19 protein-coding genes and 1 tRNA gene are annotated in these 16,785 nt (G+C 61.5%); 12 read left to right on the top strand and 8 right to left on the bottom strand.

The genetic code is table 11. The annotated features are described in order from the left end of the window. Together B7449_RS10840 and B7449_RS21075 are read left to right on the top strand one after the other, a co-directional pair. Positions 1-186 (top strand): ferritin-like domain-containing protein (locus tag B7449_RS10840; RefSeq protein WP_048883612.1); only part of this gene is annotated, 186 nt, incomplete at its 5' end. 10 nt (positions 187-196) lie between these two features. Next, positions 197-340 carry a hypothetical protein gene (locus B7449_RS21075; RefSeq protein ID WP_159108153.1) on the top strand — a complete coding sequence of 48 codons (144 nt, stop codon included), beginning with the start codon at positions 197-199 and terminating at the stop codon, positions 338-340. A gap of 77 nt (positions 341-417) precedes the next feature. Here the strand turns inward: B7449_RS21075 and B7449_RS10835 are convergent, their stop codons facing one another. Continuing rightward, positions 418-1,035: a hypothetical protein gene (locus B7449_RS10835; protein WP_242407786.1), complete on the bottom strand. Its 618-nt coding sequence runs from the start codon at positions 1,033-1,035 to the stop codon at positions 418-420. A gap of 171 nt (positions 1,036-1,206) precedes the next feature. Here B7449_RS10835 and B7449_RS10830 point away from each other — a divergent pair, with 171 nt between their 5' ends. Beyond that, positions 1,207-1,656, top strand: a complete 450-nt coding sequence (locus tag B7449_RS10830) for a Fur family transcriptional regulator (protein ID WP_010513409.1) — start codon at positions 1,207-1,209, stop codon at positions 1,654-1,656. A 26-nt stretch (positions 1,657-1,682) separates the two neighbouring features. Here B7449_RS10830 and B7449_RS10825 read toward each other — a convergent pair whose 3' ends face one another. Next, positions 1,683-2,030 (bottom strand): hypothetical protein, encoded by a 348-nt coding sequence (locus tag B7449_RS10825; RefSeq protein ID WP_235721014.1) that lies wholly within the window; start codon positions 2,028-2,030, stop codon positions 1,683-1,685. A 297-nt stretch (positions 2,031-2,327) separates the two neighbouring features. Between B7449_RS10825 and pgm the strand changes: the two genes are divergently transcribed. Continuing rightward, positions 2,328-3,995, top strand: coding sequence for a phosphoglucomutase (alpha-D-glucose-1,6-bisphosphate-dependent) (pgm, locus tag B7449_RS10820; RefSeq protein WP_039732897.1), 1,668 nt, complete (start codon positions 2,328-2,330; stop codon positions 3,993-3,995). Positions 3,996-4,167: 172 nt separating this feature from the next. On the opposite strand, the gene B7449_RS10815 is transcribed toward pgm, so the two are convergent. Next, positions 4,168-4,698: a YaiI/YqxD family protein gene (locus B7449_RS10815; RefSeq protein ID WP_039732899.1), complete on the bottom strand. Its 531-nt coding sequence runs from the start codon at positions 4,696-4,698 to the stop codon at positions 4,168-4,170. Between the two features lie 190 nt (positions 4,699-4,888). Here B7449_RS10815 and B7449_RS10810 point away from each other — a divergent pair, with 190 nt between their 5' ends. The 3 genes from B7449_RS10810 to B7449_RS10805 all read left to right on the top strand — a co-directional run bounded on the left by B7449_RS10810 (position 4,889) and on the right by B7449_RS10805 (position 7,075). Continuing rightward, complete coding sequence (locus tag B7449_RS10810) at positions 4,889-5,899, top strand: MBL fold metallo-hydrolase (RefSeq protein WP_039732901.1); 1,011 nt, start codon at positions 4,889-4,891, stop codon at positions 5,897-5,899. A gap of 433 nt (positions 5,900-6,332) precedes the next feature. Next, positions 6,333-6,479, top strand: coding sequence for a hypothetical protein (locus tag B7449_RS21285; protein ID WP_167335748.1), 147 nt, complete (start codon positions 6,333-6,335; stop codon positions 6,477-6,479). A gap of 248 nt (positions 6,480-6,727) precedes the next feature. Then, on the top strand, positions 6,728-7,075 hold the full coding sequence (locus B7449_RS10805; protein WP_039732903.1) for a zinc ribbon domain-containing protein YjdM: 348 nt from the start codon (positions 6,728-6,730) through the stop codon (positions 7,073-7,075). A gap of 67 nt (positions 7,076-7,142) precedes the next feature. On the opposite strand, the gene B7449_RS10800 is transcribed toward B7449_RS10805, so the two are convergent. The 3 genes from B7449_RS10800 to ruvX all read right to left on the bottom strand — a co-directional run bounded on the left by B7449_RS10800 (position 7,143) and on the right by ruvX (position 10,473). Then, the gene (locus B7449_RS10800; protein ID WP_039732904.1) at positions 7,143-8,777 is read right to left on the bottom strand and encodes a dihydroxyacetone kinase subunit DhaK; all 1,635 of its coding nucleotides are present in this window, start codon (positions 8,775-8,777) and stop codon (positions 7,143-7,145) included. 124 nt (positions 8,778-8,901) lie between these two features. Further along, complete coding sequence (locus tag B7449_RS10795) at positions 8,902-9,831, bottom strand: MIP/aquaporin family protein (RefSeq protein WP_039732905.1); 930 nt, start codon at positions 9,829-9,831, stop codon at positions 8,902-8,904. 165 nt (positions 9,832-9,996) lie between these two features. Next, complete coding sequence (ruvX, locus tag B7449_RS10790; RefSeq protein WP_039732906.1) at positions 9,997-10,473, bottom strand: Holliday junction resolvase RuvX; 477 nt, start codon at positions 10,471-10,473, stop codon at positions 9,997-9,999. Between the two features lie 75 nt (positions 10,474-10,548). On the opposite strand from ruvX, the gene gatC reads away from it, so the two are divergent. The 5 genes from gatC (at position 10,549) to B7449_RS10765 (ending at position 15,356) form a co-directional block, all read left to right on the top strand. Then, positions 10,549-10,836: an Asp-tRNA(Asn)/Glu-tRNA(Gln) amidotransferase subunit GatC gene (gatC, locus tag B7449_RS10785; protein ID WP_010511548.1), complete on the top strand. Its 288-nt coding sequence runs from the start codon at positions 10,549-10,551 to the stop codon at positions 10,834-10,836. Between the two features lies 1 nt (position 10,837). Then, on the top strand, positions 10,838-12,325 hold the full coding sequence (gatA, locus tag B7449_RS10780) for an Asp-tRNA(Asn)/Glu-tRNA(Gln) amidotransferase subunit GatA (RefSeq protein WP_039732907.1): 1,488 nt from the start codon (positions 10,838-10,840) through the stop codon (positions 12,323-12,325). Next, complete coding sequence (gatB, locus tag B7449_RS10775) at positions 12,322-13,770, top strand: Asp-tRNA(Asn)/Glu-tRNA(Gln) amidotransferase subunit GatB (protein ID WP_039732908.1); 1,449 nt, start codon at positions 12,322-12,324, stop codon at positions 13,768-13,770. The genes gatA and gatB overlap by 4 nt, the downstream gene beginning before the upstream one ends. Positions 13,771-13,869: 99 nt before the next feature. Continuing rightward, a tRNA-Ser gene (locus tag B7449_RS10770) sits at positions 13,870-13,962 on the top strand. 164 nt (positions 13,963-14,126) lie between these two features. Then, entirely contained in the window at positions 14,127-15,356 is a 1,230-nt protein-coding gene (locus tag B7449_RS10765) for a tyrosine-type recombinase/integrase (protein ID WP_039732921.1), read from the top strand. On the opposite strand, the gene B7449_RS10760 is transcribed toward B7449_RS10765, so the two are convergent. After that, on the bottom strand, positions 15,345-15,551 hold the full coding sequence (locus tag B7449_RS10760; RefSeq protein WP_048883615.1) for a helix-turn-helix transcriptional regulator: 207 nt from the start codon (positions 15,549-15,551) through the stop codon (positions 15,345-15,347). The two genes, B7449_RS10765 and B7449_RS10760, sit on opposite strands and share 12 nt — an antisense overlap. 497 nt (positions 15,552-16,048) lie before the next feature. Then, complete coding sequence (locus B7449_RS10755; protein WP_039732910.1) at positions 16,049-16,513, bottom strand: hypothetical protein; 465 nt, start codon at positions 16,511-16,513, stop codon at positions 16,049-16,051. Between the last annotated feature and the right edge of the window lie 272 nt (positions 16,514-16,785).

Raw genomic sequence — 16,785 nt, 5'->3', positions numbered from 1 at the left:
CTGCGCGAAGGCATCGCCTACTGCGAAAGCGTGCGCGACTTCGTCTCCCGCGATCTTCTGCTCAAGATCCTGGTCAACGAGGAAGAACATGAGGACTTCCTCGATCGCCAGTTCGACCTGATCCGTCAGGTGGGCATCCAGCAGTACATCAAGCTGAATTCGGCCCCTGCCCCCGATCAGGACTGATCCCGCCCCGGTGGGCGCCACAGCTTCCCGTCGCCCCATGGGCGCGGGCGGCTGGCGGTGGCGCCGCCCCTTCCTGCCACGCAAGGATGTCGAGCAGTTCAAGGAACGCGTTTTCCATGAACGCGCAGGCGTGGCGCATGGACAGCCGGGTTGATGGCATGGCGGGTTATCCTGTCATCATGCGGCGATGCGCGACCGCTCGGGTCGCGCCCCTCCCCTTGCATATATTTCCTATAGTCCACCTGTCTGCACGGCCGCGGCGACGGCCCTGGGCCACATGACATGGGCGCTTCCCATATCCGCATCATGCCAGCGCATGGTGGCGAGGCTGCCCGCGCCCACGGGTTGCGGCGTGCCGGGAATGGCGGTGGCGGATGGCGGGCTGTTCCATTCGGTTTCGGCCTGCGATGTCCAGCGCAGGCGCTGCACGGGCGGGCTGCCACTCCCGCTGCCCCGGCGTGGCAGCCAGTAGCCGGCACCCGCCATGCAGGCGCCAAGCTGCGTGATGGCGGCGGCGAAGGGGGACAGGACATGATGGTGCGTGAAAACGGGACGCAGCGTGCGGCGTACCTCCGCCTCGCGCCCTTCCTGCGCTGCTGTAGCGGCAAGAAGGAAGCGGTTTTCCGTGCCCGTCAGGTGCGTGGCGCTGCAGATCGCGACATCCACCGGGGCATGCTGGTAGGTGCGCAGCCGTCCCAGCGCCATGCGGAAGGCATCGGCCACGGCGGCGAAATCGGCCCGGAAGCACGGCAGCGCAAGGCCGGGCATGGAGCCTGCGCCCTCGCCGCCACCACTGAGGCGGCGCACGCACCAGACCAGCAGGCGTTCGCTGCACGAAAGATCATTCATGAAAACTGTCGTGTCGGTCATCATCCGCTCGGGCCTTGGCAAAGCCCGCTCCCTAATGTGTCGGTGAGAGTCTGATAATGAGAAAGATTATCATTTGCAATTAAAATCGACGTGCGTGCCGTCTTATCCCTACTGGACCGCAGTGGTCTGTCTGGATTACGTTGCAGAACGATGAAAGAGCCGAATTCCCCCGATTCTCCCCTGGCGGATCTGTGCCGTCAGCGCGGCCTGAAGCTGACAGGCCAACGTCGGACGATTGCCTTCGTTCTGTCTGACAGTGATGACCACCCGGATGTGGAGGAACTGTACCGCCGCGCGGTAGAGGTCGATCCGCGCATTTCAATCGCGACGGTGTACCGCACCGTGCGTCTGTTCGAAGAAAACGGCATCCTGCAGCGCCGCGACTTCGGCGGGGGCCGCGCACGGTACGAAGTGGCGGATGGCGACCATGGCGACCATTATCACCTGATCGATGCCGATACCGGCAAGGTCATCGAATTCGAAAACGCCGAACTCGATGCCCTGCTCGATGGAATCGTGCGGCAGATGGGATATGACCTGGTGACGACCCGCCTGTCGGTTGTCGGGCGCAGGAAGGCGAAGCCGCGCTCACGCGGGTGATGTTTCCATGCCCTGACGTGTTGTGGTCAGGGCGTGGATTTCGGGGCCATCCATTGCGGATGGCGGCGTTCGATCCATTCCAGCATGCGCGCGGTCAGACTGCGCAGGACGGGTACGTCCTCCGCCAGCAGGATCAGGCCCAGTGGCAGCATCCACAGCCCCAGAACCGGCAGGAAGCTCAGCATCCCGCCTGCGATCAGCAGGCACCCCAGAATGGCCCGCAGCCATGTCCGGCCCGGCTGCAACAGCCAGCGCATGGCCTGTTCCCCCCGCGTGGGCAGGCGGCGCAGCAGCCGTTCCAGCCGTTGCCGGCGCAGCTGTTCAGGGTCCGTTTCTGACGGCGCGGGGCCGTCGGGCGGGGTAACTGTATCCATGATCATATGATGGTATGGCGGCCCCTGTCCCGCAACCCGTGCGCGGGAACGTGATGACGGGCAAGGAAACGGAAAAGGTCCGGATTTTGATATAGTTCAATGCCACCAGAACAATCCGCGCGCCAGTGTTCGGCATGATGCAGTCCCTTTCCCGTCCCGTGTGCCGCGTCCCCCGGCTGCGCGACACCCCCGGCCCGTGCGGCGGGGCGGCGGTTTGCGGCTGGACGATGCCCGTACCGGCCTGTAAGGGAATTTGTAGAATATGCGCTTTTTCATATCGTATTTCGGGAGCAGTCAATGCCCAGCATAAGCCCATTTGCCGGCAAGCCGGTCGATCCGGACCGTCTTGTCAATATCGATGCCCTGCTTGACGCCTATTATACCCGCAAGCCTGACCCCGCCATTGCGACGCAGCGCGTGGCGTTTGGTACGTCGGGGCATCGCGGGTCGTCGCTGACCACCAGCTTCAACGAAAACCATATCCTGTCGATCAGCCAGGCGATTGCCGATTACCGCAAGGGCGCGGGCATTACCGGGCCGCTGTTCATTGGCATTGACACCCATGCGCTGTCGCGCCCGGCGCTGAAATCCGCGCTGGAAGTATTTGCTGCAAACGGCGTGGATGTCCGTATTGACGCCCGTGACGGCTATACCCCCACACCGGTCATCTCGCACGCGATCCTGACCTATAACCGCGACCGCAGCAGCGACCTTGCCGATGGCGTGGTGATTACGCCGTCGCACAACCCGCCGGAAGATGGCGGCTACAAGTACAACCCCACCCATGGCGGCCCGGCGGATACCGATATCACCAAGGTGGTGGAAGGCGCCGCCAACGACTATATGGCCAGGAACATGGAAGGCGTGAAGCGCGTTCCGTTCGAGGACGCGCTGAAGGCCCCCACCACAAAACGCCATGATTACATCACGCCGTATGTGGATGACCTGGCGTCCGTGGTGGACATGGACATCATCCGTGAATCCGGCGTGTCCATCGGCATTGACCCGCTGGGCGGGGCGGCGGTGGATTACTGGCAGCCGATCATCGACAGATACGGCATCAACGCCACGATCGTCAGCAAGGAAGTGGACCCGACCTTCCGCTTCATGACCGCAGACTGGGACGGGCAGATCCGCATGGACTGTTCCTCCCCCTACGCCATGGCGCGTCTGGTGGGCATGAAGGACAAATTTGACATCGCCTTCGCCAATGATACCGATGCCGACCGCCACGGGATCGTGTCGGGCCGGTACGGGCTCATGAATCCCAATCACTATCTTGCTGTCGCGATTGAATATCTGTTCAACAACCGCGAAAACTGGAACGCCAGCGCGGGTGTGGGCAAGACGGTGGTCAGCAGCAGCATGATCGACCGCGTGGCAAAGGAAATCGGTCGCAAGCTGGTGGAAGTGCCGGTCGGGTTCAAGTGGTTTGTCGATGGCCTGTACCACGGCACGCTGGGCTTTGGCGGGGAAGAAAGTGCTGGTGCGTCCTTCCTGCGCCGTGCCGGCACGGTGTGGAGCACGGACAAGGACGGCATCATCCTTGGCCTGCTGGCCGCCGAGATCACGGCCCGTACCAAGCGCACACCCGGCGCTGCGTATGAGGACATGACCAAACGCCTTGGCACGCCGTACTATGCGCGTATCGACGCCCCGGCCGACCCGGAACAGAAGGCCATCCTGAAAACCCTCTCCCCCGAGCAGATCGGCATGACCGAACTGGCGGGTGAGCCGATCATCAGCACCCTGACCAATGCACCGGGCAACGGGGCCGCCATTGGCGGGCTGAAGGTTTCGGCAGAGAATGGCTGGTTTGCCGCCCGTCCCTCGGGCACGGAAAACGTCTATAAGATCTACGCCGAAAGCTTCAGGAGCGAAGCGCACCTCAAGACCATCCAGACCGAGGCACAGGATGCGATTTCCGCACTGTTCGCCAAGGCAGCCCAGAAAAAGGCCGGGTGATTTTATAATACGCTGCCCATGCGCCGCCATCGGGGCATGGGCCTGTGCCGCCGCCCATTAGGGACAGGCGGCATTTTTTTTAACATTGCTGCAAAAGCCTGCGTGCAGGATATGCCGCACGTTACGGAAACAATTTGGGTGCCCGTTTTTGAAAACGGAATACCCGAAACTTTTATTTTTTATCAAATCGTTGATCTGGAATGCCCCCTGATGCCGAAGCAGGTAGGACCGGCGGCCTGCGGCTGTGTCCCGCTGCCTGCCTGCGTGCCCTGACCACAGCCGTGTCCAGCGCGGACAGGAAGGTGGAACGGTCGGCGCGGGTAAAGCCACGGCTGCCCTGCATGATCGCGCCGGTATCGCGCAGGTCCGTCATCAGGTTGCGCATGGCCAGCGCCATGCCAATCGCATCCTGATCCAGTATCCGCCCGCGTGGTTCCAGCACGCAGGCCCCGTTTGCCACGCAGCGCGCGGCCAGCGGAATATCGGCGGAAATGACAATGTCATGGGTGGTGGCATGTTCGGCGATCCAGTCATCCGCCACATCCATGCCCTGTGTCACCACCACCCGTTCAATCAGTGGCGTGTCGGGCACCGCGATCATGCGGTTTGACACGACATAGGTATGCAGCCCGTAGCGCAGCGCCACGCGATAGGTCTCGTCCCGAACGGGACAGGCATCGGCATCAATGAAAATCCGGGTCAATGGATTGCTCCTTCGTGCCGGGCTGTGCAGGCCATGTGGCAGTACATGGCGTCGTGGTCGGGGTGGGGATACGCTGACATGCTCCTTTCCTATGCCCCGGACGACCGAGATGGCAAGTTCGCGGCAGGCGGTCTATGTTCCTTTTCCATAACGAAACAGATCCGGCTGTGCCGGAGGTAAGGAGTGTCCGATGTCGCCATGCCGTGGGCTGCTGTCCTGTCTGATGCTTGTGGCGGGTCTTGTATCCGGGGCCAGTCCACGACAGGCGGTGGCGGCAGGTTTTGACATTACGGTGCTTGGCGCGCGTGGCGGGCTGGAGGATGGTAATCTGAGCGCCTACATGATTCATCCCATAGGCGACCCTCGGGCAGTTCTGTGTGATGCAGGCACCGTGCTGCACGGATTGCAGGTGGCCGATCAGCGTGGGGCGCTGGATGATACCCGCATGCCTGCGGATGCGACGGAAACCCGGCCGGGGTTCGTCCTGCATCATGGCATTGCGGCCTACCTGATCAGTCATGCGCATCTGGACCATGTGGCCGGGCTGGTGCTGGTCTCGCCAGATGATAGCGCCAAGTCCATCTATGCCCTGCCCTCCGTCACCACGGTCCTTTCGCGCGACCTGTTCAACGGCGCGGTATGGCCCAATAACGGAGATATCGGGACCCCGCCACGGCTGGGGCTATACCATTATCAGGACCTTGCGGCGGGTCAGCCGGTTACGCTGGCGCATACGGGATTGCGGGTGACGGCCTTCCCGCTCAGTCACGGCAGTGTGGAATCAACAGCTTTCCTGCTTCAGTCCGGCAGTGATGCCATGCTCTATTTCGGGGATACGGGGGCGGATGCGGTTGAACATGGCACGCGGCTGCAGGCCATATGGCAGGCAGTGGCCCCGCTGGTCCGCGCGCACCGGCTGCGGGGTATCGTGATTGAATGTTCGTATGATGATACCCGTCCCGATAACCAGCTATGGGGGCATCTGTCCCCGCGGTGGCTTTTGCGGGAACTGACGGCGTTGCAGGATACCGCACATACCCCACTGCGCGGGATGCCGGTGCTGGTGGCGCATATCAAGCCGTCCCTGCGACGGGATGCGGACCCGCTTTCGGTCATCCCTGCTGAACTGCGGGAGGGGAACAGGGATCTCGGTGTGAATTTCATCGTGCCGGAACAGGGCATGCGGCTTCAGTGGCGCTGACGGGACGCGCATTCCATTCATGCCGGTCAGGGGAATGAACGATAGGATTGTGAAGGGAGAGTGATGCGTTTTTACTTCCGGTAGGTAAAGAAATGCGTCACTATTCCCTTCATACGCCAGAGGAGGAGGTCGTCATGCGTTACCTCATGGACCATGCCCGCGAAGGATTTGGTGTCGCGTTGTTACTGTGCATGCTGGCGGTTGAACGTTTTTTCCGAAAACAGGCGGTCCGTTAAGGGCTGCCCAGATATTACGGGATGCAGCGGATGGAATATCCTTCCTTCCAGTACCGCTACCGTTGCTGCGTGCACATGCATGACATGGCGGGTGTTACGCTGCTTGTCAGGCGCTGCCCTGTTTTTACACGCAACCGTGGGGCGGTCCGGCGGTTATCTCCCCTTGAAGGCCAGAATGGCTGGAGGGGAGAAAACCGATGCGAAACCTTGCGCGGATGATGATGGCGGTGGCTGTCCTTGGCTGTCTTGCCGGGTGTGACAAGCCAAAGCCTGCCGGTGGCGGGTCGGACGGTGGGGGCGGCCCCGGTGTCAGTACGCATGGAGGTACCGCGCCGCAGCAGTAAACCCGCATTTCAGGCAACGTGGGGCATCTGTCCCCGCGTGGCCTGTCAGAAGGGGTTCAGGAAACAGCCTGCTGATAAAATTAGGCGACCTTTCCCATGGCCTTGCTGAAATAAAGACGCAACCAGAACCATCCAGACGTGCCGAATTATGGCCGATCGGGTGCGAAAGCGTGCGGTCGCATGATCCATGTCTTTGCTGCGGGGGCATCCGTGCTGTATCAGCGCGGTCCCAGAAAGTGAGGACGATAATGGAAGCTGACATGACATGCCCCCAGTGCGGGTGCGAACACGTCTATCCCGACGGGAGCCTGTGGAACTGCCCCGAATGTGGATTTGAATGGAACCCCGAGGACGCCGGGACGCCCACGGATGGCGCGGTCGAGGTGCGTGACGCCAACGGTAACGTGCTGGCGGATGGCGACAGCGTGACCGTGATCAAGGACCTGAAGATCAAGGGGGCATCCTCGGTCATCAAGGGCGGGACGAAAGTGCGCGGCATCCGTCTGATTGATGCCATGGATGGACACAACATCGCCTGCAAGATCAGCGGTGTGGGGGCGATCAACCTGAAATCGGAATTCGTGAAGAAGGCCTGAACGGCCTTTCCTGCGGTATGGGCAGGGTCTGGCTGCGGCCTGACTCCTGCCCCCTTCCCCTGCCCGGTCAGCCTGCGGCCAGTCCTTCCAGCAGGCGGGCGACGGCCTCGGCGCCCGGATCGGGCACGTCGCGTACCTGTGCGCTGGGCACATAGGCGGCACGTCCGGCGCGGGCGCTGGCCATGGTGGTGGTGGAATTCGCGCCCTCGCGCGCGGCATGCGCCACATCGGGCAGGCCACCGCCGGTGGCAAGGACCTCCAGCGCGGGATACAGCGCGTCGATCATGGTGCGGTCGCCCGGTTTCGCGCCGCCGCATGCCATCATATGTTCCAGTCCGTCACGCAATGCCTGCCGCCATGGTTCCGGGCTGCGCCCGGCGGCGGAAAACATGATGGCGAACAGCACGCCACTCGATCCACCCGCATGCTGGGTCAGGATGTTGCTGATGGTGGTCATGAGGTGATGTGGGTCAGCCAGCGGCAGGCGGTCGAGTGCCGCCGTGATTTCCCGCGCCGCACCGGCGAAGGTGGAGCCAGCATCCCCATCCCCGATCCGGCCATCCAGCTCGTTCAGCGCCTTTTCATTAGCGACCAGCACCTGCGCCCCGCGTTCCAGAACACGTCGCAGCGCGGGATTGGGCGTGGCGGGATACGGGAAGGCATCAGGCATGGGCGGCATGGGTGCTATCGCAGGGCTGCCCAGCGGGGCGATGCCCGGCCATGCGCGCGGCTGGGCCGCGGCCTGCAGCGCCGTGGTGATGGCTTCGTCCAGTTCGATCAGCGTGATCGAAAAGCCGTTCATGTCCAGCGCGGTCATAAGCGGCGCCGGGCCAATGACGTGGGAAACCCGGCGTGCCAGCGGCGTGTGGCTGAAGGCTTCCAGCAGCAATGCCATCTCCACTTCCGGAACCGCGCCCAGATTGTTCAGCACCAGTGCGAAGCGGGTGTTGCGTACGGTCGTGGGCAGGCTGGCTTCCAGCGTGTCGGCGGCCGTGCGCATCAGGTCATCCGCGCGGGCCATGGCAATGCGCTGGGCGCCGGGTTCGCCATGAATGCCAAGACCCAGTTCGGCCTGATCGGCGGACAGGCGGCTGGCGCGATCGGGTTCGTAGGGATTGCAGTCCTCCAGCGCCAGACCGATAGTGCGCATCCGCCTGGCTGCGTCACGGACGAATTCCGCAACCCGGGTCAGCGGCCAGCCCTGCATCGCGCCATATCCCGCCAGCTTGTGCGCCAGAACCGTGCCCGCGACCCCGCGCGGCGTGGCAGAGTCCGGCAGGGCGATGTCGTCACCCACAATCACCATTTCCACCTGTTTGCCCAGCGCACGCGCGCGTTCCGCAGCCAGGCCGAAATTCAGCCGGTCCCCCGTATAGTTCTTGACCACCAGCAGGCAGCCTGCATCCCCCGTGGTGGCAAGGATGGCCGCCACGATCGCATCAACACATGGTGAGGCAAACAGCGCGCCGCAGACCGCAGCCGTCAGCATGCCGCGCCCGACAAACCCGGCATGGGCGGGTTCATGTCCGGACCCGCCGCCTGAAATGACCGAAACCTGGGTGCGGTCGGGTTCGCGCTGCATGACGACGCAGGTATCGGGATAGCCATCCAGCCGGCACAGGTGGCTGCCTGCGGCCGAGCGCAGGAACCCGTCCAGGGCTTCGGTGACAATGGTTTCGCGCGTGTTGAAAAACCGCTTCATCAGTATGCTTTCTCCCTCGGCGGGCCATGTCGGGCATGGCGGCAGGCGACTATGGCCGTTAATGCCACCCAAGCAAAACAACGGAATATGTCATTCGTGGGTTGCGCCAGATGCGGGCCACCCGTCAGGCCGGGCCTGCGCCGGGGGGAACGTGGTCGGGATCATCGGGGTGGTTGAGCTTGCGGTGCGGATCATCCAGTCCCGGCACGCGGCCATGATGGCCGAAATTGACCAGTCGCGCCTCCAGCAGGTGCAGCTTGCCCAGAAGGTTCATGCGAATGGCCATGACCGCAAGCGATGCCCCCGCGAAGGGACCGACCACATAGATCCACAACCCCGTCCACTGCCCCGCGAACAGCGCGGGCGCCAGCGTGCGCGCGAAATTGACGCTGTTGCCCGACAGCCACGCCGTAACCGGGTTCATGATCAGGAAAAACAGGCCGCCCGACCATGGTGTGATGAACTTCCATTTCGGGTGGGCCGCCAGCCAGTACAGCATGGCAATCAGGGCTGCAGTCACGAACATTTCCGACCACATCGCCCACCAGATCGAAATCCGGCCATATGGCACGGTCGCCCCGTAGCGCACGGCTACGGCCATGTTGCCCCACCATGCAATCATCCGGCCCGCCTCATACACTACTGCCGTGCCAAGGAAGGCGCCAATGACCTGCGCGATCATGTAGTTCAGCGCATCCACCCCCCCAATCCGTTTGGCCAGCGAGAACGCCAGCGTGACGGACGGGTTGATATGCGCTCCGCTGACCTTGCCAAACGGTGTCATGGCCGCCGCCGTACCCGACAGGCCGAAGCACAGCCCGCACAGTGCGGTCTGTATGTAGGGATGGTGCATGAGCGGCCATGAAAACGGGCTGCCGGGTGCAGTCAGCAGGATGACGGCGCTCAGGCCCAGGATCATGAGGATGGCGGTGGCGATCGCTTCGCAGAAATACAGCTTCCAGTGAAACGGGTTATGCGGGTGCGGGTCGCCTGCCAGCGGTCGGTCATGCACATGGATATGCAGATAGGGCAGATGCAGGTGCGGCAGGCGCATGGCCGGTGTCCTTGTTTATGCAACATGGGGCCGGCGGAAAAAGGCATGGGGGGAAGGGTCACCTTCCGCTGCGCGCCGGTGGTGGCGACGACCATAGCAGCCCCCGCACCTGACGGGTCCGGTTTTGGCACAATCCAGTCATGCCATCACGAATTCGAAATCGGGCTACACCGGTTCCTGCGGGATCGAGGCATCAAGGGCGGCCTGCAGTATGTAGGCCGCCGCCATCTGGTCCACCACTTCACCCCGGCGCTGCCGGGTCATGTCGGCTTCCGCAATCAGGAACCGGTTCACAGCGGACGACGACAGCCGTTCATCCCACATCGCAGCGGGCAGCCCTGTCATGTTCGACAGGTTGAGCGCCCAGTCCCGCGCCGCCTGTGCCGCTGGGCCAAAGCTGCCATCAAGCGACAGCGGCAGCCCGACCACCAGTCCCCCCACGTCCTGCGCACGCGCGATCCGGCTGATTTCAGCCGCGTTGAGCGACAGTTTCCCGCGTTTCAGCCCCATATGGGGGGATGCGAGCATAAGCCCTACATCCGACAGGGCGACGCCAATCGTCTTCTTTCCGGGGTCAAGGCCAAGCAGGCGCTGATGGGGGCGCAGGGCCGCGCGCAGATCGCGTATGTTGAACAGGGGCATGGTCGGGGGTATGTTCCTTCTCGGTCCTGCGCCGCAGGATATTCTTCCCCTGTTACGATGGAAAGTTATTGCTTCATGTCGCTTGATCCCGCGACCGTCCGCCGCATTGCCAGACTGGCACGGATTGGTATTGACGAGTCTGATCTTCCTGCCCTGCAAGGGGAGCTTAACGGGATCCTCGGCTGGGTCGAGCAGCTGAACGAGGTCGATGTCGAAGGGGTTACCCCCATGGTCGGCACGGGCCACGCAGCCCTGCGCACGCGTGACGACGTGGTGACCGACGGCAACTGCCGCGACGCCGTGCTGTCCAACGCGCCCGATGCCGTTGGCCCCTTCTATACCGTGCCCAAGGTTGTTGAATAAGATGAGCCTGACCGAACTGACGATTGCCGATGCGGCAGCAGGACTGCGCGCGCGCAAATTTAGCGCCGTGGAACTGGTGCGCGCGCATACGGACGCCATTACGGCGCTGAACCCGCGGCTGAATGCCTACATCACCCCCACGTCCGACGCGGCACTGCAGGCTGCGGCCTGCGCGGATGAGGCGCTGGCGAAGGGCGAGGCCAAGCCCCTGACCGGCATCCCGCTAGGGATCAAGGACCTGTTCTGCACCAGTGGCGTGCGGACCACGGCGGCCAGCAATATCCTGAAGAACTTCGTGCCGCCGTATGAAAGCACGGTGACAGCCAACCTGCTGCGTGATGGCGCGGTGTTTGTGGGTAAGACCAATCTGGACGAATTCGCCATGGGGTCGGCCAACATCACATCCGCCTTCGGCCCGGTGGAAAACCCGTGGAAGCGCAATGGCGATGCCGATACCAAACTGGTACCCGGCGGGTCGTCGGGCGGGTCCGCCGCCGCCGTGGCGGCGGGGCTTGCCATGGGGGCGACCGGCACCGATACGGGCGGGTCCATCCGCCAGCCTGCGGCCTATTGCGGCATTGTCGGGCTGAAGCCGACCTATGGCCGGTGCAGCCGGTTCGGCACCATTGCCTATGCCTCATCGCTGGATCAGGCTGGTCCAATGGCGCGCAGCGTGCGTGACTGCGCGATCATGCTGCAGTCCATGGCGGGGTTTGATGCACGTGACAGCACCAGCGTAAACTGCGACGTGCCGGATTATTCCGCAGCCGTCGGCCGTAGCCTGAAGGGGCTGAAGGTCGGCATTCCCGCCGAATACCGTGCCGAGGGCCTGTCCGCCGAGATCGAGGCGGCATGGCAGCAGGGCATCAACTGGCTGAAGGCGGCGGGCTGCGAGATTGTCGATGTCTCCCTGCCCCACACGAAATACGGTCTGGCCACCTATTATATCGTGGCTCCTGCCGAATGTTCGTCCAACCTTGCCCGTTATGACGGCCTGCGCTTTGGCGAACGCGTGCCCGGCGCGACACTGGACGCCATGTACGAAGCTACCCGCCGCGCGGGCTTTGGTCCCGAAGTGCGCCGCCGTATCATGATGGGGACGTATGTGCTTTCAGCAGGCTACTACGACGCCTATTACCTGAAGGCGCAGAAGGTCCGCAGCCTGATCCGCCGCGACTTTACCGAAAGTTTCCAGAAGGTTGACGTATTGCTGACCCCCACGGCGCCGACGCCCGCGTTCGCGCAGGGGGAAAAGACGGATGATCCGGTCCAGATGTACCTGAACGATATTTTCACCGTGCCGGCGTCAATGGCTGGCATGCCCGCCATGTCCGTGCCGGTTGGGCTGGGCGCTACCGGCCTGCCGCTTGGCCTGCAGCTGATCGGTCGTCCGTTTGATGAGGAAACCCTGCTTGCCGCAGGAAGCGCGCTGGAAAGTGCTGCGGGCTTTACCCACCGGCCTGCCATCCGTGCGGAGGGCGCGAAATGAGCTATACACTCGAAGGCAAGACCGGCACGTGGGAAATCGTGGTGGGTCTGGAAGTCCACGCGCAGGTCATCAGCCACTCCAAGCTGTTTTCCGGTGCCTCCGCATCCTACGGTGGGGAACCCAATACCCATGTCAGTCTTGTTGACGCGGGTTTTCCCGGCATGCTGCCGGTCCTGAACCAGGAATGCGTGGCGCAGGCCATCCGCACAGGTCTGGGTCTGCGCGCGCGCATCAATCTGGAAAGCCGGTTTGACCGCAAGAACTATTTCTATGCCGATCTGCCGACTGGCTACCAGATCAGCCAGTTCACCCACCCCATCGTGGGTGAAGGCACGGTCGAGATCGAACTGGGTGATGGCACGGTACGCCATATCGGCATCACGCGCCTGCATATGGAACAGGATGCGGGCAAGTCCATGCATGATCAGGACCCGACGCGGTCCTTCATTGACCTGAACCGTGCCGGCGTTGCCCTGATGGAAATCGTCAGCGAGCCCGACATCCGCAGTCCGGAGGAAGCAGGCGCCTACCTGCGCAAGCTGCGCCAGATCCTGCGTTATCTTGGCACATGCGACGGGAATATGGAGGAAGGCTCCATGCGTGCCGACGTGAACGTGTCGGTGCGCAGGGCGGGCGAGCCGTTCCGTACGCGCTGCGAGATCAAGAACGTCAACTCCATCCGCTATGTCATGCATGCGATCGAGGTCGAGGCCACGCGCCAGATCGAGGTATGGGAAGGTGGTGGCGAGGTTGATCAGGAAACCCGCCTGTTCGATCCGTCACGCAACGAAACCCGTTCGCTGCGCAGCAAGGAAGACGCGCACGACTACCGCTACTTCCCCGACCCCGACCTGCTGCCGCTGGTAGTGGAGCAGGCATGGGTGGATGAACTGGAGCGTGCCCTGCCCGAACTGCCAGATGACAAGCGTGACCGCTTCATCAAACAGTATGGTATTCCCCGCTACGACGCCAGCGTGCTGGTGGCGGAGCAGGCCATTGCCGATTACTATGAAGAAGTGGCCAGGGGCCGCGATGCCCGCCTGGCCGCCAACTGGGTCACGGGTGACCTGTTTGGCGCGCTGAACCGCACGGGTCGCAGCATTCAGGACAGTCCGATTTCAGCGCAGGCGCTGGGTGGTATGCTGGACCTCATGGCTGACAAGACAATCAATGGCAAGATTGCCAAGGAAGTCTTTGAAGACATGCTGGAAACCGGTGACAGTGCCGCCGACATCGTGGAGCGCAAGGGTCTGAAGCAGGTTACCGATACCGGCGCGATTGACGCGGCCGTGGCCGACGTGCTGGCGCGCAATGCGGACAAGGTGGAAGAATACCGCGGCGGCAAGGATCGGCTGTTCGGATTTTTCGTGGGTCAGGTGATGAAAGCCATGGCTGGCAAGGCCAATCCGGCCATTGTGAATGAAGCCCTGAAAAAAGTTCTGTAAAAACGGGCTTTAGCGCATTTTGGGGCTTTGCAGGGTTGCGGCAACACGCTAAAAGCAGCCCTGCAAACGCCGTGTTACTTATAATGCGCGCTCTTCGGCGGAGGGGTGGCCGAGTGGCTGAAGGCGGCGGTTTGCTAAACCGTTATACGATGTCAAGTCGTATCGAGGGTTCGAATCCCTTCCCCTCCGCCAATTCTCCTTCTCAGACAATATGAAATAGCGTCAAAAAGATTGGTTTTTAGCCAGTTCTGGCGCATTCTTCATCTCGAAAGTTCCTGTTTTGTCTCATTCTGTCCTGCCAGAAAGCGGGTATGGAGCGGGTATGGGAAACAGGCACAGCGGGTATGGAGATTGCGATGCTTACCGACGCAAAAATCCGCTCGGCCAGGCCGGCCGACAGGGCCTGGCGGTCGGCAGACACGGGCGGACTGTTCGTGCATATTACCCCGGCGGGAAAGAAGATCTGGCGGCTCCGTTACAAATTCGAAAAGCGGGAGAAACTGCTCACGCTCGGACATTATCCTGCTGTCTCGCTGGCTGAAGCGCGTGCCGGGCGGGAGGAAGCCCGGCGTATTCTTCGTGAAGGCCGTGACCCTTCGGTGCAGGCGAAGATCGTGCGTCTTGCCGCGCGTGTGAACACGGCAACGACTTTTGAAGCTGTCGCACGCGAATGGTACGAACAGCGCAAGGTCCTGTGGGCCACGCGTCATGCGTTTGACGTGATCCGCAGTCTGGAGCGGGATATCTTTCCCAAACTCGGTCATTTTCCTGTCAGCGATATCACCCCTCCCCTCGTCCTTGCCGTGCTGAGGCAGATCGAGGACCGCGGGGCAATCGAGACGGCCCATCGCATCCGTCAGCGCATGAGTGATGTCTTCGTGCATACAATCGCGTCCGGTTGCGGTTCTTCGGACCCTGCTGCCGTTGTGGCTCCTGCGCTTCGTCCCGTCATACGAGGTCGGCAGCCTGCCATTACGGATCTGGACGGCGTCCGCAGGCTCATTCACAGGACAGAAGCCGAAGAGGCGCATCCTGTGACCCTTCTGGCATTGCGACTGCTCTATCTGACGGCTGTCAGGCCAGGCGAATTACGGTCTGCACAGTGGGCTGACTTTGAAGGGCTCGACGGATCAACGCCCCTATGGAGTATTCCGGCGGAGCGGATGAAGATGAAGCGTGATCATCTGGTGCCGCTTTCCCGTCAGGCTGTTGCGACCCTTGAGGCGCTCCGGCCATTCAGCGGTCGTTGGCCGCATCTGTTTCCCAATACGCTCCGGCCCAGACAGGTCATGAGTGAAAATGCACTGGGTTATCTGCTTAACCGTGCGGGTTTTCATCACTGTCACGTGCCGCACGGCTTTCGGGCATCGTTTTCGACCATCATGAATGAGCGTTTCAGAAGTGACCGGCAGGTCATCGATGTGATGCTGGCCCATTCGCTCAAGGATAAAGTAGAGGGAGCATACAATCGGGCGATCTATCTGGACCGGCGGCGTGAACTTGCACAGGTCTGGGCTGACCTGGTCAGTGACGGCCAGGCCAGCCTTGAGGAACTGATTGCGACCAGACGCCGGTCAGGTATCTGATGTTCCGGCGGTATTGATCCAGTCCTCGATAATGCCGGAATGCCAGCGGATCGTGCCGCTGGACAGTTTGCGTGGTCTGGGGAAAGTTCCTTTACTGATATGCCGGTAAATGGTCGCCCGGCTCAGTCCGGTTCTTTCAGTAACTTCGCGCAGACGTAGAAGTCTGCTGTCAGGCCGATATTCCGTTGCGTCCATGTTCAGGTCCTCCATGTCCTGTCTGTTCAGATCAATATTTTTGCTGTTCCTGATGTCTGCATGATCTCCAGGTATGAGAGGTGGTGCCGGGCGGTTTCCGGGTCGTCCAGAAGTGTTTCCGACCGCCTCTGTAGCGGTTACGGAACGGAACTGATTAAGACGGCAGGAAGTCGTGCAGTTGCAACCGATCAGGCAGGCCATAGGGAAAGCGGATAGAAAGACTTGCAGGCGGCAGTCTGCGCAGACTACAGCCCCTTCCCGGAAGCCTGTCCGGTTCCGGTCTGAAAAACGGTGTCCCGATCCGGGTTCCCGGATTGTCATGACGAACTCCCTGACGGGTACAGGTGTGCCTCTCTCCCCTCTTCTCATCCCGTCATGAACTCTCGCGCAGCCCTCTGACTCTATTCTGTAACTTTACTACATTCATGACATGAAAACTGATCAATTCCATTCAGAAAATGGGGGTGTTTTATCCCGGGCATTACAGAAGGATCGGTTCACGGACCGATGCGGATGTCGGATACGTCTACCGTATCGGGTACCTGCTGGACCGCAGGCAGGGTTGATGGTGCGGCTGTCTGACGGGATGAACTTTGTGCGTGCCTGGGAAAGTCCGGCGGCGTGCAGTCTTTCGGCAGGCCGTGCTTGCTGGTCTGATCTTCCATGAAGGGACCGCCCTCATCCATGCCGGGTCCCATACCCGTTGGCACCGGGCCGGGCATTCCGTTTGCACCTGTCATGCCGCCCATAGGGAACCCACCCATCACGCCGCGCCCGCTACCGACGCCAAAGCCGGTGGATATGCTGCCATGAAGGCTGCCGTTGCGTGGCGGTGGGGCACGCCAGCATTTATCCGTATCGTCCGGCGGTCGGTAACAGCCTGACTGGGCCAGCAGAAGGACAGGCAGAAAGAACGTGATGGCACGTCCTGTAGTAAGGTCGGGCATGGACAGCAGTGGCATCTCACCTGTTGGGAGCCGAATCTTAACCTGATGCCCGGCCGTGTTCCCGTCACGAAATGTAAACCTGCTGCTTACCGGTCCTCAACCATCTTCCTGTCTTTCTTGTGTTCCCAAAGTTATTGCCAATAAGCAACATAATGCATGGAATTATACAATAAATACTACGATTAAATTCCAAATAATACATATCATGAAATATATTTATTATAATCTCATAAAAATCAGAATGTTGCACAAAAAACCAAAAATAATTTTTATATTATTTATATAAT

The sequence above is a fragment of the Komagataeibacter intermedius TF2 genome, from assembly GCF_000964425.1.
GTDB lineage: Bacteria > Pseudomonadota > Alphaproteobacteria > Acetobacterales > Acetobacteraceae > Komagataeibacter > Komagataeibacter intermedius.
The sequence above is the reverse complement of the archived record's forward strand: the minus strand, read 5'-3'. Positions and strand labels throughout refer to the sequence as shown.